This window comes from Microcoleus sp. M2_D5, from assembly GCF_036701935.1.
Taxonomy (GTDB): Bacteria; Cyanobacteriota; Cyanobacteriia; order Cyanobacteriales; family Microcoleaceae; genus Microcoleus.
Genome location: NZ_JAUBRP010000008.1, coordinates 80,311 through 100,756, shown reverse-complemented (window position 1 = coordinate 100,756; position 20,446 = coordinate 80,311). Strand labels below are relative to the sequence as shown.

The 20,446-nt window shown below is 45.2% G+C and carries 13 protein-coding genes; 7 read left to right on the top strand and 6 right to left on the bottom strand.

Annotation, left to right across the window (positions count from 1 at the left end):
- The first annotated feature begins 35 nt into the window (after positions 1-35).
- Both QUA50_RS05860 and QUA50_RS05855 read left to right on the top strand, forming a co-directional pair.
- The gene (locus QUA50_RS05860; RefSeq protein ID WP_333264995.1) at positions 36-179 is read left to right on the top strand and encodes a hypothetical protein; all 144 of its coding nucleotides are present in this window, start codon (positions 36-38) and stop codon (positions 177-179) included.
- Positions 180-214: 35 nt separating this feature from the next.
- Entirely contained in the window at positions 215-790 is a 576-nt protein-coding gene (locus QUA50_RS05855; RefSeq protein ID WP_333264994.1) for a Uma2 family endonuclease, read from the top strand.
- Between the two features lie 5 nt (positions 791-795).
- Here the strand turns inward: QUA50_RS05855 and QUA50_RS05850 are convergent, their stop codons facing one another.
- Positions 796-2,061: a folylpolyglutamate synthase/dihydrofolate synthase family protein gene (locus QUA50_RS05850; protein WP_333264993.1), complete on the bottom strand. Its 1,266-nt coding sequence runs from the start codon at positions 2,059-2,061 to the stop codon at positions 796-798.
- A 144-nt stretch (positions 2,062-2,205) separates the two neighbouring features.
- Between QUA50_RS05850 and QUA50_RS05845 the strand changes: the two genes are divergently transcribed.
- Complete coding sequence (locus QUA50_RS05845) at positions 2,206-3,216, top strand: DNA cytosine methyltransferase (RefSeq protein ID WP_333264992.1); 1,011 nt, start codon at positions 2,206-2,208, stop codon at positions 3,214-3,216.
- A 100-nt stretch (positions 3,217-3,316) separates the two neighbouring features.
- Here the strand turns inward: QUA50_RS05845 and QUA50_RS05840 are convergent, their stop codons facing one another.
- Both QUA50_RS05840 and rsmI read right to left on the bottom strand, forming a co-directional pair.
- Complete coding sequence (locus QUA50_RS05840; protein ID WP_333264991.1) at positions 3,317-4,534, bottom strand: glycosyltransferase; 1,218 nt, start codon at positions 4,532-4,534, stop codon at positions 3,317-3,319.
- A 68-nt stretch (positions 4,535-4,602) separates the two neighbouring features.
- Complete coding sequence (gene rsmI, locus QUA50_RS05835) at positions 4,603-5,484, bottom strand: 16S rRNA (cytidine(1402)-2'-O)-methyltransferase (protein ID WP_333264990.1); 882 nt, start codon at positions 5,482-5,484, stop codon at positions 4,603-4,605.
- 102 nt (positions 5,485-5,586) lie between these two features.
- On the opposite strand from rsmI, the gene QUA50_RS05830 reads away from it, so the two are divergent.
- From QUA50_RS05830 to QUA50_RS05815, 4 genes are all read left to right on the top strand, one after another.
- Entirely contained in the window at positions 5,587-6,447 is an 861-nt protein-coding gene (locus tag QUA50_RS05830; protein WP_333264989.1) for a PfkB family carbohydrate kinase, read from the top strand.
- Positions 6,448-6,679: 232 nt separating this feature from the next.
- Positions 6,680-7,807: a cupin-like domain-containing protein gene (locus QUA50_RS05825; RefSeq protein ID WP_333264988.1), complete on the top strand. Its 1,128-nt coding sequence runs from the start codon at positions 6,680-6,682 to the stop codon at positions 7,805-7,807.
- A gap of 98 nt (positions 7,808-7,905) precedes the next feature.
- Positions 7,906-8,784, top strand: a complete 879-nt coding sequence (locus tag QUA50_RS05820) for an inositol monophosphatase family protein (RefSeq protein ID WP_333264987.1) — start codon at positions 7,906-7,908, stop codon at positions 8,782-8,784.
- A gap of 729 nt (positions 8,785-9,513) precedes the next feature.
- Entirely contained in the window at positions 9,514-17,361 is a 7,848-nt protein-coding gene (locus QUA50_RS05815; RefSeq protein WP_333264986.1) for a DUF4347 domain-containing protein, read from the top strand.
- A 317-nt stretch (positions 17,362-17,678) separates the two neighbouring features.
- Here the strand turns inward: QUA50_RS05815 and dprA are convergent, their stop codons facing one another.
- The 3 genes from dprA to QUA50_RS05800 all read right to left on the bottom strand — a co-directional run bounded on the left by dprA (position 17,679) and on the right by QUA50_RS05800 (position 20,438).
- Positions 17,679-18,830: a DNA-processing protein DprA gene (gene dprA, locus QUA50_RS05810; protein WP_333264985.1), complete on the bottom strand. Its 1,152-nt coding sequence runs from the start codon at positions 18,828-18,830 to the stop codon at positions 17,679-17,681.
- A 179-nt stretch (positions 18,831-19,009) separates the two neighbouring features.
- Positions 19,010-19,663 (bottom strand): YdcF family protein, encoded by a 654-nt coding sequence (locus QUA50_RS05805; RefSeq protein ID WP_333264984.1) that lies wholly within the window; start codon positions 19,661-19,663, stop codon positions 19,010-19,012.
- A 127-nt stretch (positions 19,664-19,790) separates the two neighbouring features.
- Positions 19,791-20,438: a DUF2301 domain-containing membrane protein gene (locus QUA50_RS05800; protein ID WP_333264983.1), complete on the bottom strand. Its 648-nt coding sequence runs from the start codon at positions 20,436-20,438 to the stop codon at positions 19,791-19,793.
- Positions 20,439-20,446 lie beyond the last annotated feature (8 nt).

The following is a 20,446-nucleotide window of genomic DNA, read 5'->3' as shown; positions in this document are numbered from 1 at the left end:
TCTGGATAAGTCAATTTCGACTATTTTAGAGGTAAATGTTTGTCGGTCAGAACGATCGCTCATCCCAGAAACCGGGTTTATTTATCCCGTGCGATCGCCTTTCTCAATTCAGCTTAATTGATGATTTGTACGAATACAGCCTGAATTCCTCAAATATTCAGAAATTTGACTCGTGTTAAAATCAAAACTCAGCTCAGAATAGGATAAAATTCTTATGCCAGCGATGACACTCAAAGATTTAAACCAAGTTCAAACCCTTTTTTCCGAAGCGGGTTTAGATTACAAAATTGAACTAGAAGACGGGAGACTTTCAATTGTGGGGCCATCAGACATCGTATCCAGTGAAATCAGCAGTATTTTGATTCGTTTGCTGGGTAACTGGGTTTATCCCCGTCGCTTGGGGAGAGTCTTTGACTCCGCAGGCGGTTTCATCATGCCGGATACGAATGTGAAAGCGCCGGATGTTTCTTTTGTGCGCGCCGCCCGCTTGCGCCAAAGTCCGCGTTATTTTGGAGAACTTGTCCCCGATTTGGTGGTTGAGATTAAATCTCAGAGCGATCGCATTAAGCCTATAGAAACCAAGGTTTTGAAGTTTATAGAGTTGGGTGCGATTGTCGGAATTCTGATCGATCCTGATGAAGAAACAGTGACTGTTTATCGATCTACAGGTGAACCGACTGTTTTAGGAAATGGCGATATCTTAACAGTAGCAGAACTTTTTCCCGGTTGGGAATTGCCCGTTTCTGAATTGTGGCCTCCTATCTTTACTGAGGAAGAAACACAATTCTGATGCGTTTAAGCTTGGGATTGTTGTTGTTGCAGAAAATAGCCGACGAGATAAAGCGAACCGCAAAGGATTGTTAGGTTGTCGCCTGTAACAGCAGCATCTAAAGCTGTTGTTAAGTCGGGGAAGGCTTGACAGAGAGTTAATTCGGGGCAGATAATTTGAGCTTGGGCGGCTAATTCTGCGGGGGATGATGAGTTTTGATCTGGTACGGGTACTAGGTAAAGCCGATCGCCCTTTTTGAGTAATGCTTTCAAAATATCATCGCAGTCTTTAGTCCCCAGAATGCCGATTACCCAGTTAATCGGTGGCTGGGAACTGTTAAGATTATCTACATATTCGCGCAGGGCGATCGCGGCGGCGGGGTTGTGCGCGCCGTCAATTAATATATTGCGGTTTTTCCAAGTTGTCTGCTGGAGTCTTCCGGGCCATTGGGTTTTGGCGATACCGTTTTCGATGGCGGTTGGGGATATTTGCCATCCTTGGTTTTGGAGAGTTTGCAAAGTTGCGATCGCAATTGCTGAATTCATTAGTTGAATTGTTCCCAGCAGTGGCAATTGATATTTTATTTTAACTGCATTTTGATTTAACTGATATTCTGCGAATCCTTGTCCTAAATCTATTGCTGGTTTTACCCAAGTTGCCGGACAGTCTAATTCTTGAATGCGTTTTTCTACTACTATTCTAGCTGATTCTGGCAATTCTCCGATAACTGCCGGACACTTCGATTTGAGAATTCCCGCTTTTTCCCCCGCAATATCTGCCACAGTGGGGCCGAGTATTTGCCAGTGGTCGAGACTGATAGAAGTAATGACGCTAGCGAGAGGTGTTTCGCAAACGTTAGTCGCATCTAATCTTCCTCCTAATCCAGTTTCTATGACTGCGATGTCTGTTTTTTGTTCGGCGAAATACAACCAAGCTGCTGCGGTGATTATTTCAAATTGAGTGGGAGTTTCGGTGTTTTTTTGAGTAGCGGCGACAACTCGTTCTAGACACTGTTGCAATTCTGTTGGGGAAATCGGTTTTTGGTTGATGCAAATTCTTTCTGTCCAATCGATTAAGTGCGGGGATGTGTAGCGTCCAACTCGATAGCCTGCTTCTGTTAGTACGGAAGAGAGATAAGCGCAAACGGAACCTTTGCCATTGGTGCCGGCAATGTGGATAATTGATACTTGTTTGTGGGGGTTGTCTAGTTTTTGGAGAAGTTGGTGGATTCTTTCTAGGCCGAGGTGGACGCCGAAGTGTTGGTAAGATTGGAGGATGGATTCTGCATTCATTGAGGATGATAAGTTCTGTTTGTGTGTGAATTAGATTTTTTTTTATTAACCGCAGAGGGCGCAGAGGGAGAGAAGTAAGAGATAGATATCTTATAAAATAGAGGTTTATAATTGATTTATTGTATTTATTGCGGGTTAAAAAAGGTGGCTTTGGATATTATTTCTTTGTTTTCTGGTTGTGGGGGGTTGGATTTGGGTTTTCGCTTGGCTGGGTTTAATCCGGTTTGGGCGAATGAATATGATAAGTCTATTTGGGATACGTATAATTTCAATCATCCTGAAACTATTTTAGATGGCAGAGATATCAGAAAAATCAAATCTGATGAAATTCCCAACTGTATTGGGATAATTGGCGGGCCTCCTTGTCAAAGTTGGAGTGAAGCAGGCGCTAAACGAGGGATTGATGACTGTCGGGGTCAACTTTTCTGGGAGTATATCAGAATTGTGCGGGACAAGCAGCCTTTGTTTTTTTTAGCTGAGAATGTTAGCGGTATCTTGGCTGCCAGAAACAAGGATGCTTTCACTTATATATTATCGCAGTTTGAGGACATCGGGTATCGGGTTTCGTACAAGTTGGTGAATGCTAGAAATTTTGGTGTTCCGCAAGATAGGCAAAGGGTGATTGTTGTTGGCTATCGGGAAAATCTGGGTTTTGGTTTTGAGTTTCCCGAACCTGGAACCGAGGTTTTGACGCTGAAAGATGCGATTTTTGATTTGCAGGCGATCGCCCCTATGTCAGTTAAGGGTAAATTAGATAATTATCACGATTCTGTCCCAAATCACGAATGTGCCGATTTGGGGTTTTCCAGCATTTATATGTCGCGGAATCGAGTGAGAAGTTGGTCGGAACCTTCTTTTACAATTCAGGCAAGCGGCAGACACGCGCCTCTCCATCCTCAAGCTAGTAAAATGATTTTGGTTGGCAAAGACAAACGCATTTTTGATCCCAATTCGCCTCAGCCTTACCGTCGGCTTTCTGTGCGAGAGTGCGCGAGAGTTCAGACTTTCCCGGATGACTTTATTTTTAAGTACAAGTATATTGCTGATGGATACAAAATGGTCGGCAATGCTGTTCCTGTGAATTTAGCAAGAGTTTTAGCCAGTAAGATTTTTGCGGATATTGTCAACAGAAGCCGACCATCTACCAGTCGCTAGAGAATGAATACCACGGGTTGACATCAGAATTATTCATCTCTCTCTTCTTTTCCTCTGTGTCCTCTGTGGCCTCTGCGGTTTAATAATTCCAAATTATCTCTCATTGAAACTTGGTTAACTCGCCGAGATTGTGCCCAATCGCATTTATCCCGCGAATATGAGACAAGGGAGAACCTCCGTACACAAAGCTATTCAAACTAACTTGATAATTTTGCTGTACCGCCAAATCCAGCCACAAATTGTTAATCGCATCTCCCGGTTTGTAGTCGGGAATGTTGTGCTGGTAGTAAGGAAAACTGTCTGTACAAGTATTGAAAAAGTTCTTGCGACCGCAATGCTTTAAATACTGATATCGCGGTTTGAATTCTGTTTGATTTTCCAATACTGTATATATAGTATCTGCGAGAGATTCTGGGTCAAATTTGGCGTAAAGGCCCGCACCTTCGGGGAAAACGGGCGAGTTGCCTCTGGCGTATTGGTTGAATTCTTCAAAACAAATTACTGGTACGTTGCAACTCATGGCTTCGGTAATGCCCCGGTTTTTTCCTTCGAGGAGGGAACCGAGGACGAATGCTTGCGCCCGCGAATAATATGTGGGAATTTCGCTGTAGTAGTCAACTCTCGGCACTAAGTTAATGTAGTCGGAGGGATTGCCTAAAATAGCCTCCACTTGTCGCCATTCTTTTAATGCGTACTCGTCGAGAGTTTTCAGGTCGCTTGCATCAAATTCGTGGCCGGTGACTACTGTTAGTTTTATCGGTTTTTGCGGATATTTTTGGCGGTAAACTTTTAAGGCTTTGGCTATGATTGGCAAATTTTTTTCTTCAGAAATTCGGGCGACGGCTAGCAAGTCTATGTCTTTTGCGGGGACGTTGCGCGGGCAAATTAAGTATTCGTTGATGAAGTCGGTGTCTTGCAGTGGTATGATTGGTTTGTGGGCGCGATCGACATAAGTTTCGCGAAACCACTTATCTCGCTGCGGGTTTTTGTATAAACTGGAGTAGGCGTCGGCTACAGGTGCCCAGGAATAGGAGATTCCGGGGGAATAGGTGAAGGAGAAAAAGACTGAGGAAAGTTGGGGAAATAGTTTGTTGATGAGTTCGACTGCTTCGCTGAAATAAATTCCTTTGATGAAAAGCCCTTCGTAAAACAGTGGGGGAAGCAAGACGTAGAAACTGACGGTATCGAAGCGGTGGGGTTGGTCTTCAAATATCTCCCAGCTAAAGGCGTCTAAGTCTGCATAAATTTCGGCGATTGGTTTGTTGATGTGGGGGTTGCGTAAATATGGTTTTTGTCGATCGTAGTTTCCGCGTACCATATAATTCTGAGTGAGTATCTAGCTTTTTTTATTTAACCGCAGAGGGCGCAGAGGGCGCAGAGAGATATTCACAAGTTATCTAAGGGTTGTTCTAGTGATTCGCTGTCGCCAATTGTGAGGGCGAGTTGGTAGATTTGGCGGCGCGGGAGGGATGTTTGTTGCGCTAGCTGGCGGCTGGCTTGGGAACGACTTATGCCTTCGGCAATTAATGTTTGCAATTCTGCTTTGATGGCGTCTTCGGAAAATATTGGGGCTGCTGTTTGGATGCCGGCAATTACGAGGGTGAATTCTCCCTGGGGTTCGCGATTGGTGTAAAGCTCGATCGCACTTTCTATACTACCACGCCAAAACTCTTCGTGCATTTTAGTTAACTCTCTCGCCAGCACAATCTGTCTGTCGCTTCCCAAAGTATTTGCTAAATCTTGTAAAGTTTGCCGCAATCTGTGCGGAGATTCGTATAATATTATAGTGCGGGATTCTATTTGCAAAGTTTCTAAACTTTGTTGGCGTTCTTGACCTTTCACGGGTAAGAAACCTTCAAATACAAATTTCTCTGTGGGCAATCCTGATGCAGTTATCCCAACAATGCAGGCGGTCGGGCCGGGAATCGGAATAATGTTAATATTAGCATCGGCGCAAGCTTTGACTAACTCGTATCCGGGGTCAGAAATTCCAGGCATTCCGGCATCTGTGACGAGGGCGATATCTTTGCCTAAATGCAGTTTTTCGAGGAGTTCGGGCAGTCGCTGGTGTTGGTTGTGTTCGTGATAGCTGATTTGGGGCGTTTTGATTTGGAAATGCTGCAAAAGTTTGCCTGTATGGCGGGTATCTTCGGCGGCGATGAAGTCTACTTTTTGCAAGATTTTGATGGCGCGAAATGTCATGTCTTCCAGGTTGCCGATCGGGGTTCCGACGATGTAAAGTGTTCCTGTATTGGGGTTTGCTTGCATTTTAAGATTGGGATTTTTAACCGCAGATGGGACACGGGCGGGACGCCCATGCCACGCAGATGGGACACGGGCGGGACGCCCATGCCACATATTTAAGAAGATATGAAAACTGGATTGTTTTTGGGATTGGCGACTTTAGATTTAGTTTATTTGGCTGTTGGGCCTCCGGGTGAAAATCAGAAAGTTGTTGCTTCTGATTGTACCATTGCTGCGGGCGGGCCGGCGGCGAATGCTGCGGTGACTTTTAGCTATTTGGGGAATGCGGCGGTATGGGCAGGTGTTTTGGGCACTCACGCGATCGCCCAATTAATTCGTGCAGACTTAGCGGAGTATAATGTCAGGATAATTGATTTGGCACCAGGGCGATCGCACTCGCCGCCAGTTTCCTCGATTATTGTAACTGAAGCAACGGGCGATCGATCGGTAATTTCCATCAATGCTACGAAATCGCAAGTTGACAGTGAAACAATTAACCGGGATATTTTAACATCGGTTAATATTGTACTGGTTGACGGACATCAAATCGCAGCCAGCCAAGAAATTGCTCAACTTGCCAAGTCAAAAAACATTCCCATTGTCCTCGACGGCGGCAGTTGGAAACCCGGATTAGAGGAAATATTGCCTTTCGTTGAATGGGCGGTATGTTCCGATAACTTTTATCCCCCCGACTGCGACAATTCCGAACAAGTTTTTGCTTACCTGTCAGCAGCCGGAATTCCCAATATTGCCATCACTCGCGGCGAAAAATCAATTTTATACCTCAGCAATGGCAGTTACGGCACTATAGAAGTACCTCAAATTCAAGCCACAGACACTTTAGGCGCGGGCGACATCTTTCACGGCGCTTTCTGTCACTACATTTTGCAAAATAACAACTTTACAGATACTCTCACCGCATCAGCTAAAATCGCTTCCCATTCCTGCAAAAACTTCGGAACCCGCGCCTGGATGAATAAGAGTTAATTTTAAATTAAAATTAACCAAAGTATCCGGTTAAAACCGCTCAAAGCTAGAAAACTTGAACTGGCAACACTTGTTGAGTTAAAATCCTGACAGCAACCTCGACAAAATTTGTGAACTTCTCTCTTCTCTTCCTTTGCGCCCTTAACGCCTTCGCGGTTCGTTAACAAGATTGCTATATTAGTAAGACAAGTTAAAGTCACGCAAAACACTCCCAAAACAACATACCCGAATCATGCCTGACACCCAACCTCTAAGTATCACCCTTCCCCCTTTGCGGATTACCCTAAGCGAGCAACAACAGGTTAATCTAGAATGGCTGACGCAAAACTTGCCTAATCTACTCGCAGCGCCAAGCAAACCAGAAGTCCCCGACAATATGAAACAGTGGGTGGCGGCCAACAAATTATTAAATCAACCTGACGCCGAAATCATTCAAGCGCTAATAAGTACCGGCATAGATGCGGAAACAGCCACCGCAGAAGTTAGAGAAATATCATCTCATCCCTACTTCCAAGCAGGCAGCCATTACGTCCAGTTATTGCAGAAATTAGAATCGCATCTCAGGATTAACAATCAATTAGCTGCATTGTCTTCCAAGTTTGGCACAATCGAACGCAAAAGCAGCCTTTCGCGAGAGTATTTTCTCGAAAATTACTACGCCAAAAATACTCCAGTAATTATTACCAATATCATGCACAACTGGAAAGCGTTGCAGTTGTGGACGCCGGAATATTTGCAGCAAAAATATGGCGATGCAGAGGTACAAATTCAAGCCAACCGCAATTCCGACCCTAATTACGAAATTAAGATAGAAAATCACAAAAAAATTGTTTTGTTCCGCAAATATGTAGAGATGGTGGTCAAGGGCGGGCCTAGCAACGACTATTACATGGTTGCTAACAACCAAACTCTGGAAAGAGAGGAATTTAAACCGCTATTTAACGACATTGAAATTTTTCCCGAATACCTCAATCCAACGGATACAAAAGGCAGAGTTTTCTTTTGGTTCGGCCCGAAAGGCACGATTACACCACTCCACCACGACCCAGTTAATTTAATTTTAGCTCAAGTGTCTGGTCGCAAACTAATTAAATTGATTTCTCCCCAACAAACACCTCTGCTTTACAATCATGTCGGCGTTTTCAGCAAAGTTGACGGCGAAAATCCAGATTATGACAAATACCCGCTTTACAGAGATGCGAAAATTATTGAAGTGATTTTGGAACCGGGAGAAGCTATCTTTATTCCTGTCGGTTGGTGGCATCATGTAAAATCATTGGATGTTAGTATTTCGGTTTCGTTTACTAATTTTGTGTTTCCCAATTATTATGAATGGAAATATCCTCATATTAATTGGTAGTTGGTAATGTATGGTTCCCAGGGGCGGGCACGGGGGTATCGCCCCTACAGAAATCTGCGTTAATCGGCGTTCATCTGCGGTTCAAACAAAAGAAATTCATGAAAACTCTCGAAGAAATCAGCGAAATTGCCCGATCGATCGCCTGGAGTGCATCAGATATCCTACAATCCTATTATCGCCAGGACTCCAACACTCCTAACCTCGACATCCAAGAGAAAAAAGATGGCCCCGTCACCGCCGCCGATGTCGCTGTCAATTCTTACATTCTCGACGGATTGCAGTCGGCTTTAGGGAATGCAGAATTTGGCTATCTCAGCGAAGAAACTTACAAATCTTATTTAGAAAAAAACGGTCAAATTCCCTTACCTCAAAGTTGGGTTTGGATTATTGACCCTTTGGATGGAACGCGAGATTTTATTGACAGGACAGGGGAATTTGCAGTTCACATTGCTTTAGCGTTCGAGGGAAGACCGATATTGGCAGTTGTGGCTTGGCCCGAACAGCAAAAGATTTATTACGCGGTGCAAAATGCTGGCGCTTTTATGGAAAATCGGGACGGTTCTGCGGTCAAGTTGCAGGTTTCGGCGCGAAATATAGTGGCAGATTTATCTATAGTAACCAGCCGCAGTCACCGGGACGATCGCTTTAATCAATTATTGCACAAACTGCCTTGTCAAAATCAAATAGCTGTCGGCAGTATTGGCTGCAAAATTGCGACAATTGTCGAACAAAAGGCTGATGTTTATATTGCGCTTTCGGGAAAGTCTGCGCCGAAAGATTGGGATTTAGCGGCACCGGAATTAATTTTGACTGAAGCGGGCGGTCAATTTACTCGTTTTGACGGTTCTGCTTTGCAATATAACCGGGGAGATGTGAGTCAGTGGGGGGGATTGTTGGCGAGTAATGGCTGCTGTCACGCTGCTTTGTGCGGGCAAGCTGAGGAGATTTTAGCGGGGATAGATGGGAGTTTGAAGTAAGGAATGAGAATTAAATAACTTCCACAAGTTTGTGGGATGGGCCTGAAAGCCCTTCCAAAAAGGACGGGCGGGACGCCCATCCCACAATAACAATTAAAATTATAAGTTATTTAATTCGCGATCCTAAGTCCGCGCGTGCGAAGCTATCCCCTAGGGAATCGCGCGTAAAGATTGCCACAAATAACTTGTAGGGGCGGGTTCATCAACAATAATTGCCGATCGCAGACAATATAATAAACCCGCCCCACCCAACGGTAAATCGCAATCTACTTCTTTCAGAATACAAGGGGTGGGTGTTAGGAAAAATCTTGGCGATCGCTAACAGCTTATAGTCCTGGAGGCATCAAAAGCCAAGAAACCGGGTTTTTTCCTGTTTCTGCGGCTGTAACGTGTCTTCTGGGCAAAAAACCCGGTTTCTGACCGCGCGATCGACCCGCCGATCGCACATATGTATCAAAAATCGCGCTCTTAATATTTCAGTATAATGACACTTGCTATTGAATTTTTTTTGTGTTATCTCATCCACCTCGCGCTGGCTCATCCGTAATATTACTTAATAAAATCCCCCAACTTTATCAAAACTTTAATTAAAAAGGTGTTTATAAAGAAAACTTTATAGATATTCTCTTAAAAAACAGTTATGGTTACTACAACCTTCAGAAAGTGTTTCGGATGCAAGTCGCGAAACAGGGAAATCCTTGTCTTTTTTTAGCTATTAGTAGGTGTATTATGCCAAATTTAAATAATCAAGTTTCAGGAAGTGCGATCGCCTTTATAGACACTCAAGTTGAAAATTATCAAAGTTTGATGGCCGGGGTAAAACCGGGTACGGAAGTAGTTGTTTTGGATGGGAATAAAGATGCGATCGACCAAATTACTCAAATTTTAGGTCTTCGTAGCAATATTGACAGCATTCACATTGTTTCTCACGGTGCTCCCGGCAGCTTGCAATTGGGTAATGGCTGCTTGAGTTTAAATAATCTGGAAACTTATTCCGAGAAATTGCAGCAGTGGCGGAGTGCTTTAACTGTTGATGCGGACATTCTGATTTACGGTTGTAATGTGGCAGCCTCTGGTGCTTACCCGAAAGTCCGCCAGGGAATGAATTCTCTGTCTCAAAGCTCAAGTCGGTTGAAACCGACTGCTTACCCGAAAGTCCGTCAGGGAATGAATTCCCTGTCTCAAAGCTCAAGTCGGTTGAAACCGACTGAAAACAAGCCGGCTATTGAGTCCTCTTCAGAGGACTTTCGCTATGAGACGGGGGTTTCAACCCCCGGCGGATCGGATGAATACGCCATAGATGATAAATACGCCATAGATAATGAATACGCCATAGATAATGAACACGCCAGAAATATAGACGGTTTCGCCTTCATCCAACGAATTGCCAAACTTACAAATACAAACGTTGCAGCTTCCCAAAACCTCACGGGAAGTGCAGCAAAGGGTGGCGACTGGGAACTGGAAGTGAGAACCGGGAAAATAGAAACGCCGCTGGTATTTGAACCCGAAGTATTAGCGGGTTACGAGTACGTTTTGAATAGTTTCGGTGCGGCAACTAATTTTCCCGTAGGTTCAGATCCTGTCTTCGTCGATGTCGGAGATTTTGACGGCGACGGAAAAAAAGACTTAGCTGTGACCAACAGTGGCGCTTCCACCAGTGGTAGTGGTAGGGGCACATCAATTCTGTTAGGAAATGGTACGGGTAGCTTTGGGGCCGCTACTCTCTTGCCACGGGGGAGAAATGGCCTCGCTGTTGCTAAATTTAATCCAGATATCTATGACGACTTGGTTGTAGATAATGAGAATGGTTCTGTCTCAATATTTTATGGGAGTAGCACTGGCTTGGGTGCTCCCGTCGATCTATCTTTCGACTCGCTGATTTTCACTAAATACATTGCTGCAGAAGATTTTAACGGTGATGGCAGGACAGACTTAGCTTTAGCAACTAATCGTGCCACGGGTTCCCCCAATACTAATGGTGTCGTCTCAATTCTATTGCAGAATCTTGATGGCACTTTTGCGCCTCCTCAAAACTTTTTGGTAGGAATAGCACCTCAATCTATTGCCGTCGATGATTTTGACGGCAACGGCACAAAAGACTTGGCTGTCACAAGCTATAACGCAGGTGTAAACATTGTCTCAATTCTGCTAGGGAATGGCAGTGGCACTTTTGGCGCTGCCAATAATATTACAGTGGGGTCGCGGCCATATTCGGTGGCTGTGGGGAAATTTAACACTGATCCCTTCCCCGACTTGGCTGTGGCAAATATTGATTCTAAGAGCATCTCAATTTTGCTAGGAAATGGTAGTGGGGGCTTTACTAATACGGAAATTCCAGTGGATTCGAGTCCTAATTTCGTCACGGTGGCGGATCTCAACGGTGACTCCAAGCAAGACTTGGCTGTCGTGAAAAATAACAAGGTTTCAACTCTGTTGGGGAATGGCGACGGCACATTTACCAAGACTGCTGATTTAGATGCGGGATTGTCGCCTACTTCTGTTATTGCGAAGGATTTGAACGGGGACAATTTGCCTGACGTGGCCACCACCGACTTCAATCCTAACAACGTTTCCGTGCTGCTAAATACACCGAATACAGTTAATTTCGGTTCAGCAACTTACAGCGGTACAGAAGGAACTGCGGATACAGTAGTTAATATTCCCGTCACCATCAGCGGTGGCACTCCTTTTGCTGATGTAATTGTACCAATTGCGATCGACCCCAGCAGCAGTGCCACCCAAAATTCCGACTACGCCTTTTCGCCTACTTCAATTACTTTCCCCGCAGGCGCAACAGGTGCCGCACTCACCCAGAATGTGGCAGTTACTATCAAACCCGACAATCTCCCTGAAAACGCCGAAACCGCAATCCTCAACTTCGGCACAATCACCGGAGGCGTTGCCGGTACAGCCAAACAAACAACATTAACTATTGCAGCCAACGGTACTGTTTCTTATGCCATTGCTGCCGGTACTGCCAGCATTCCTGAAGGTAATAGCGGCACAAAACCTCTGACTTTCACCGCGACTCGCAGTGGCGACACAGGCGGGGCAAGTAGCATCAATTATACGATCGCCGGCACAGCTACAAACGTCAGCGATTACAACAACATTGGCGGCACTTCAGGGGTAACTACTGTTACTGGCACAATTAATTTTGCCGCCGATGAAACATCCAAAACCATTACTCTGGATGTATTAGGCGACACCCTAGTTGAACCCGACGAAACCATAGCCGTCACCCTGTCCAATCCCACCAGCCCGGGCGTAACCCCCACAATTACCACTGCTACCGCTACCACAACTATTACTAATGATGACAAAGCTGGCTTTACTGTTAACCCACTATCGGGATTAACTACCAGTGAAGCTGGTGGCAAGGCAGAATTTACAGTCAAACTCAACGCTCAACCCACTGCTGACGTTACCATCGGTTTGAGGAGTGACAATGTTGAAGAAGGAACAGTTTCAACTAATAGCTTAACTTTCACTCCGGCTAACTACAATCAACCGCAAACAATAACGATAATTGGTGTTGTAGATTTAGTAGCTGATGGCCCTAAACCTTACAAAATAGTCACGGCTGCTGCTGTGAGTAACGATGTTAATTACAATAACCTCGATCCTGAAGATGTCACCGTCACCAACAGTGACAATGAAACTCCGGGAATTACGGTGAATCCGACGGCGGGATTAACTACTGGTGAAGATGGCACCAAGGCTAACTTTACTGTGGTTCTCAATACTGAACCAACTGCTGATGTGACTATCGGTTTGAGCAGTGATAATGTTGCGGAGGGAACAGTTTCGACTAATAGCATAACTTTCACTCCGGCTAACTGGGATACACCGCAGCCGGTGACAGTAACAGGGGTTAATGATAGTATTGCTGACGGCGATATTAACTACAAAATTGTCACAGCGCTTGCTGTTAGCGACGATCCGAATTATAAGCTAGATGCAGCGGATGTTAGCCTTAGCAATAAGGACAATGATACGGCTGGTATTTCTATTACTCCCACGGCAACAACTGCTACAGAAGGCGGTGCGAATGGCAGTTATGCGATCGAGTTAACGTCGGAGCCGATCGCCCCTGTTACCATTAACTTTAATGCCGGAAGTGAAATAAATGCGATCGCCCCTGTTACCTTTGACAGCACGAATTGGGATGTTGCCAAAACACTCACTGTCACCGCTACCGAGGATAACAAAGCCGAAGGTACGCACAGCGGCACGATCGCTCACACTGTTACCACTACCGACACTAAGTATAGCAGTCAGACCCTTCAGGATGTAAATGTAGCGATTACCGACAACGACACAGTAGGTGTCAGCATTTCTGCGGCGAGCACAAGTGCTACAGAAGGCGGTGCGGATGGCAGTTATACAGTCAAACTCAACAGCCAGCCGATCGCCCCGGTAACTATCACTCTCACAACAGGTAATCAGATTCAGGCGATCGCGCCTGTGACTTTCACTGCGGATAATTGGGATGTCGCTCAAACCGTTACGGTGAAAGCTGTTGACGATACGGTTGTGGAAGGCGCGCACAGCGGTAATATCACTCACAGTGTGAGTAGCACTGATGCTAAGTATAATGCGGTTGTGGTGCCAGGGGTGACAGTGGCGATCTCCGATAACGATGTAGCGCCACCGTCCCCGACACCAACTCCGACGCCAACTCCGACACCGACAACTGGTACTCCAACTCCGACGCCGACAACTGGTACTCCAACTCCGACGCCGACCACTGGTACTCCGACACCAACGCCGACACCGACAACTGGTACTCCGACGCCGACGCCGACAACTGGCACTCCGACACCAACGCCGACACCGACAACTGGTACTCCGACACCAACGCCGACAACTGGGACTCCAACGCCGACGCCGACGCCACCGACACCACCGACACCTGTTGGTACCATCGACACACAGAAGAATTGGTGCGGCGTAGAAGCTGGATTGGATAAACTTGAGAAAATTCTTGACGACCAATTACAGGCAGTTAAGCTACCCATTGTCGGCCCGCTGAAGAACATTTCCCCAGATTTTATTAGCAACATCAAGACTAAGCTAGTCGATACGATTAAAAATGGGGCTAATCAAAGTTTGAGTCAGTTAGAAAGTAGCCTCCGCACTGCACTTGGCTCGACTTTCAATGTTGCTCTAACTGGGACTTCTAGTGCTGATGAAAGTACCTTGCTAATTACTCTTGGCAAGCAATATCAGTTTCCCGATCTCAATCTCTCTAAAAACTTAGGAGTGCCGGCATTAAGCTTAGATGTAGATGGAAAAGCAAAATCAAAATACAACTTCAACTTGTCCCTAGGAGTTGGTGTTAGTAAAGATTTCGGCTGCTACATAGATACTGACAAAACCAAGTTAACCGCCAACATTGACTTGGGCCTAGATGACCAATTCAAGGCTAAAGGCAACTTAGGTTTTTTCCAAGTAGACCTCGCCAACGATGCCAAAAACCCTACTAAAGTCGATGCCAACCTCGAAGTCAAGCTCAATGACTTAGACAATCTGGGCGGCCCGAATGATGGATCTCGCCTCACGTTGCCAGAACTGCAAGGCAACTATCAGTTTAAAGACTTATTCAATGCCAACTTAACGAGCAATGCTAATCTCGGTCTCACAGCAAAAACCAGCATCAACGGCAATGCTGCATTCCCCTCCTATAACTTCGACTTAGCAGTTAATTGGCCGATCCTAAATTACGCTAACGGTCAATTAACTGGCCCGCAAAAGCCCACAGTTGCATTTAACAATATGCAACTAGATTTGGGAACATTTGTCAATAACTTTGCCAAACCAATAATCGGTAAAATTTCCGATGTCATTAAACCATTTCGACCAGTTATCAACTTTCTGAATGCCGACACCAAGTTACTCTCTAAACTAGGTATAGCGGGACCATTCGATAAAAATGGGGATGGCAAAGTCAGTGTACTAGAGCTGGCAGCAAAAATCTCTGGTCGCGATATCGATACTCGCTTTTTAGATGCGGTTGCCAAGGTTGATAAAGTCGTGAATTTGGCAAACCAAATAGCGAACTCTCCCGATAAAATCGACTTAGGTTCCTACACTCTGGGGAATATAGATGTTGCCGATAACAGTGCGAATCTGCAAAACGCTTCCCCGGTTCCAAAAACTGTCCTACAGCAAACCACCAACCAACAAATCAACTCCAAAACAAGCGGCAAGGTCAAGGAATTTTTAAATGCTTTACAAGACATTGATGGCTTTGATGTGCCCCTCTTGACCAAACCGCAAACTGCGATTCAGTTACTGATAGGTAAACCGGATGTTCCGGTATTTACCTATCAGATGCCAAAACTGGGATTTGACTTTAATATTCGGAAAGATTTTCCGATATGGGGGCCGCTTAAGGGTTTACTGGAAGGCAAGTTTAGTGCTGTCGCTCATCTAGGATTTGGGTACGATACCTACGGACTAAATGAGTGGAAAAACTCGAATTTTGCTGCGGGTTCTGCTGGCAAAGTTTTGGATGGATTTTATGTGAGCGATCGCGAAAATGCTGACGGCACAGGACGAGATGTTGACGAACTCAGGCTTGACGCTAGTATTGCCGTGGGTGCTGGGATAGATGTTGGCATTGCCGAGGGCTATGTCAAAGGTGGAATTCAAGGAAAAGTCGGCATTGACTTAATAGATATCGGAGAATTCCAACCGAAACAAGGTGGCGACGGCAAAATCCGAACATCGGAAATTACTTCCCGCATCAGCAAACCCTCGGAACTGTTTGATGTAACAGGACAAGTTAATGCTTTCTTGGGTGCTCAAGTTAAGTCCATTTCAGTCAAATTCTGTGATAAAAGTTTCAAAGTATTTGGGAAGCGCTTCAGTATATCTTATCCTTGTGGATTAGATTACAAAACAGTCTACGATAATAACTTTGCCACATTTGAGTTAGCTAAGTTTACTTTGGGGCCGAGTTCTAGCACTAGGGGTAGAGCAATTAACGGTTACATGGCAGGGGCGACTGTCTTCTTCGATGCCAACTTTAATGGAGTTCAGGATGACAACGAACCGTTCTCAATTACTAACGCAGATGGCAGCTTTGACTTAGATGTCTCTCTTGACCAATTCGACAAAAATAATAGCGGCGACCTCGAACCGGATGAAGGCAAAATTGTACTCATAGACGGCATCAATACCTCTACTTATTTGCCGCAGCAAACGCCGCTATTTGCCACACCTGATGCTATTGTCGTCACTCCGTTAACTACCTTATTGACCGAGTTGGTCGAGCAAGGTACTGACCCTAATCAGGCGCAAATTCAGGTGAAATCTGCACTGGGAGTGTCGTCAGCAATTGACTTGACTAGCTACGACCCGCTAGAGGCAATTACTCAAAACGACCAGAACGGTTTGGTCGTTTATGCAGCCCACGCTCAGGTACAAAATACCATTGTTTTAGTCACAGATTTAATTAGCGGTGCTTCAAATACCGCGAAAAATGAAATTGCCTCTAGCGTAATTTCCGCCGTTGCCAATCAAATTAAATCTGGCACTCTCGACTTAAGCAATTCCACACAATTGCAGGCGATTATTCAGTCGGCGACAAGTCAACTGCAAGTACCGCAACTCTCTAGTATTGCTTCGGATGCTGCCCAAATTATTGCAGAGGGAAATCAGCGAATAGGTGCGATCGCATCCAGCAATACCTCGCCCTCAGATGCCGCGACAGAAATCGCCCGCATCCAAAAAGTCGCACAAGGACAAGTAGCCCAAGATTTACTGCAAGTTGCAGCCGGAAATAAAACGATTCAGTCGGCGATTTCCGAAAATACTGGTGCATCTCTAAATACCAAAATCCAGTCGGCGACAGCTAACAATCCCACAGTCCGCAATACTTTAGATACTGATGACTCCAGTACACCGTCTACACCCGAAGAACCATTCCCAGAAAGCGGTATTGAATTTGTTAAAGATGGGGAAAATACTACCGAAAGCACAGATGGCGATGATACCATTACTGGCAGCGCTAGCGATGATATATTGCGCGGTAAAAAAGGAAATGACTTGTTATTTAGCCTTGATGGCAATGATTGGATGAATGGCAATCAAGGCAACGACGTAACAGATGGTGGAATTGGTGACGATACCCTTTATGGCGGTAAGGGTTTTGATACTTTGACAGGTGGCGCAGGCAATGACTTCCTTTCTGGCAATCGAGGTGAAGATATCCTAATTGGTGAAAAGGGCGACGATACCCTCTACGGCGGTCAAGGCAATGATATTCTGCTAGGAGGTCAGGGTAACGATTTCCTGAGTGGCGATTTGGGCGATGATACCTTAGTAGGGGATGTAGGGAGCGATCGCTTCTTATTATCTACCAATTCCGGTATTGATACTATTGCTGACTTTGAAGTCGGTCAAGACTTGTTAGTATTGGGTAACGGATTGAGTTTCTCGCAATTGGCAATTGTCCAAGATAGCGGTGCAACTTTAATCCGGTTTGCACAAACAGGGGAGATTTTAGCTTCTCTGGCAGGAGTTTCTGCTAGCAGTATCACTGCCGTTAATTTCGGATTGATTTGAGATGGAGCAGGGAAACGGCATTGCCCATTAGTGTCAACTTAAGCTTTTAGTCCGTTAGTCTTCTCGCTCATCCGTCAGTCCGCCAGGGGTTGAAACCCCTGTCTAATAGCTAAAGTCGTCTGAAGACGACTAATGAGTTCTTCAGTCCTCATAGCGAGGACTTTAGCTTTGAGACAGGGAATTCATTCCCTGTCGGACTATCGGTTTTACCTTAAGTTGACACCAATTGGCAATGCCGTGTCCTCCATTGTCTTCAATCCGCGCAGGCGGATTTTGTCTGTGTAGACGGGGTTTCAACCGCCCAGTTTTTTTTCACATCAGCATCGCTGATATCGCATTCCCGGCAACTGCGAAACTAATCCCAACAATTCCAACTGCAAAAGTATACTAGAAACCGTTCCCGCTTCTAATCCCGCTGCTTCCACAATTGTATCAAAAGAAATCGGCCCAGAGGCGATCGCACTTAACACCTTAGCCAATTCCGGCTCCAACGGCGGCCCTTGCTTCTCAACCGTCGGATTTGGAGGAAATAGCGACAACTGCTCGGCATTATCCAATTTTGGCATAGCTCCGAGCATTTCCAACAACCTGTCTTCGCTTAAAAGTCGATCGCTATTTGGCAGAATCGGATGAGCACCTTTACTCAGCAATTCCAAACACCCAAACGAACGCTCATCATCCAATCTGCCCGTCAAAACATACACATCCCGGCAAAAATCATTCGCTTGATAAGCAGTAATTAAAGCACCCGATTTATGCGGAGCTTCTATCACAATTGTAGCGCGGCTCAAGCCAGCAATTATGCGATTTCGGCGGGGAAAATTAGTTCTATTCGGTTGAGTCCCCGCCGGATATTCGCTAATTACCAATCCCTGCTGCAAAATGCGATCGCACAACCTCTCATTTTGTTTAGGATATACAATATCTACTCCCGTCCCCACTACTGCAAAAGTCCTTCCTCCCGCCTCCAAACAGCCTGTATGAGCCTCTGTATCAATGCCAGCCGCCAATCCCGAAACCACAGTAAAACCGCTTCTAGCTAAAGCCGTACTAATTTTGCGAGTCCACCTTCTGCCGTATTCCGTTGGGCTGCGAGTACCAACCATTGCCACCGTCGGCGTAATTCCTTGATTCTCTTTGCGATCGACATTACCGCGATAATACAACACTGGTGGCGGATTGGGAATTTCTAATAATAAGCGGGGATAATCTGAATCTGCCGGCGTCCAAAAACAGGGATTTTTTATAAGATGTTTTTCGATAAGTTCTTCAGGATTAAGTTTGGTTCGTTCTTGCACAATGGTTTCAATTATCTGCTTCCCGAACCCTTCGACTCGCATTAAATCTACTGGTTTTGCCGTCCAAGCTTCTGCCAAACTATTGAAATTTTGGTGCAATCTTTGCAACAAAATCGGCCCGATTCCGTTAATTTGCGACCATGCTAACCAGTAAGCGCGTTCTTCTAACAACGAGTTGCCCTCAACTTATCTGAGAAAAATTTTATCATTTTTGATTAAATTATGGTAGAAAACGGCAGAGCATTGTCCTGTATTTCCACAGATTTAAAACTGCTATATAAATGTTTTTTACAAACCGCGCAGGCGCTAAGAAGGCGAAGAAAATTAAGAGGGAGGTTGACAATTACTGGCTAAGCTTTCCAATCAACGAAACGGACGTAAATATAACCAATAACTTCTCCGATCGCAGTCCGAAAACCTTCGCTCGATTTCCACCATTCTTGGGGATTGTAATCTTGCGGTTCAGCAGCTATAATCCCGACTTTAATGTCAGGATTCAGCACTTCTTTGAAAATAATCCAACTTCTGCGGGCGTGAGGGCCAAAAGAATAAAGATTAATTGACTCAACTTTTATGGCAGAAGCAGCCAGCCAATCTCGAAGTGCGATCGCAGAAGCAGCCGTGCGGTGTTTGAGAACACTCGCTGCTGGTACTGCTACTACTTTGTTTTTATCAAATCCTAGCGCAATACAAGTCGCGGCAGCTAGTTCGGCATAATTTTTATATTCAGCAAGAAAGTAGCCTTTACTTAAAGGAACTCCTGTGGTAATTAATTGGCGGTATTCGCCTTTTTTAAATTGTGCGATCGCACTTTGGATCGCATAATCCGGCAACCAGCCTTCGACAACCAAAACATCTGCTTTAATCGGCGCATTTACCGCCAAAAACGGATATATATTTGTGATAATTAAGAGCATTGTAATTATTAATCCCATCAGAGCAATTACCCAACCTTCCTTGGTAACTACCCACATTTCTCGGCGGCGGATTAGACGAATTCTCATTTTAACTAGCTCTAGATGTTTTATGGTATGGAGGTAGATTCGGCGAGACTGAGGAAGAGGGAAATAGCGGGAAAATGATAGAATTCCCCAATGTCCAATCCCCCATTTCCCATGCCAAATTCCCAAATTATTGGTGTTTCAGATACTCAAAAACGCTTTTATCCCCAATATCCTGCGGCATTGGTTGAAAAAACTTACGCACAGCAAAGATGATAAACAAAGCCGCCCAAACTGCTAGCAAAAATTGTTCATTTTCGGCTGACAAAAATCCGAATATATGTCCTAAAATTAATAAAGGAACTCCCGGAGTCAAAAACTTAGTTTCGAGGCGATTAAAGCAGAATGCTTCCTTAAAATAAATGCCATTTAAGGCTGCAAACGTAAAGCCAATTCCCCACAACGTGGCGGGATGTTCGTACACTGCTAAAGCTAGAGGTTGGCTGCTTTGTAGGGCGACAAACAATGCTGCCGCGCCGCCGATCGCCCAAAACGCCTGTAGTGTTCGATGCAGCGCAATCATGTAAATGTGAATAGTTGCCAAGCTGACGCCTAAAGCTATCCAGAAACAAGCAAAAACAGGCGTTACAGCTTGGATTGCCATCGGGTTGTCGCTCTGTTGCAGCACCAGAGTAGTGCCGATCGCAAAACACAGCGCCGCCACCCCCAATCCAGCGCGGTAAATCAACACTCCCGTGCGATCGTTTTGAGTAATCGTAAACTCGCCGAATTGTCCTTGATAGACTGGCGATTCATCAGGTGATTTCAGTAGTTGCATTACAGCTT

Bases quoted from the DNA above. Each gene is read 5' to 3' on its own strand.
- QUA50_RS05855 (WP_333264994.1), top strand. From the start codon at position 215: ATGCCAGCGATGACACTCAAAGATTTAAACCAAGTTCAAACCCTTTTT.
- QUA50_RS05850 (WP_333264993.1), bottom strand. From the start codon at position 2,061: ATGAATGCAGAATCCATCCTCCAATCTTACCAACACTTCGGCGTCCAC.
- QUA50_RS05830 (WP_333264989.1), top strand. From the start codon at position 5,587: ATGAAAACTGGATTGTTTTTGGGATTGGCGACTTTAGATTTAGTTTAT.
- QUA50_RS05840 (WP_333264991.1), bottom strand. From the start codon at position 4,534: ATGGTACGCGGAAACTACGATCGACAAAAACCATATTTACGCAACCCC.
- QUA50_RS05860 (WP_333264995.1), top strand. From the start codon at position 36: ATGTTTGTCGGTCAGAACGATCGCTCATCCCAGAAACCGGGTTTATTT.
- QUA50_RS05825 (WP_333264988.1), top strand. From the start codon at position 6,680: ATGCCTGACACCCAACCTCTAAGTATCACCCTTCCCCCTTTGCGGATT.
- QUA50_RS05800 (WP_333264983.1), bottom strand. From the start codon at position 20,438: ATGCAACTACTGAAATCACCTGATGAATCGCCAGTCTATCAAGGACAA.
- QUA50_RS05805 (WP_333264984.1), bottom strand. From the start codon at position 19,663: ATGAGAATTCGTCTAATCCGCCGCCGAGAAATGTGGGTAGTTACCAAG.
- rsmI (WP_333264990.1), bottom strand. From the start codon at position 5,484: ATGCAAGCAAACCCCAATACAGGAACACTTTACATCGTCGGAACCCCG.
- QUA50_RS05815 (WP_333264986.1), top strand. From the start codon at position 9,514: ATGCCAAATTTAAATAATCAAGTTTCAGGAAGTGCGATCGCCTTTATA.
- QUA50_RS05820 (WP_333264987.1), top strand. From the start codon at position 7,906: ATGAAAACTCTCGAAGAAATCAGCGAAATTGCCCGATCGATCGCCTGG.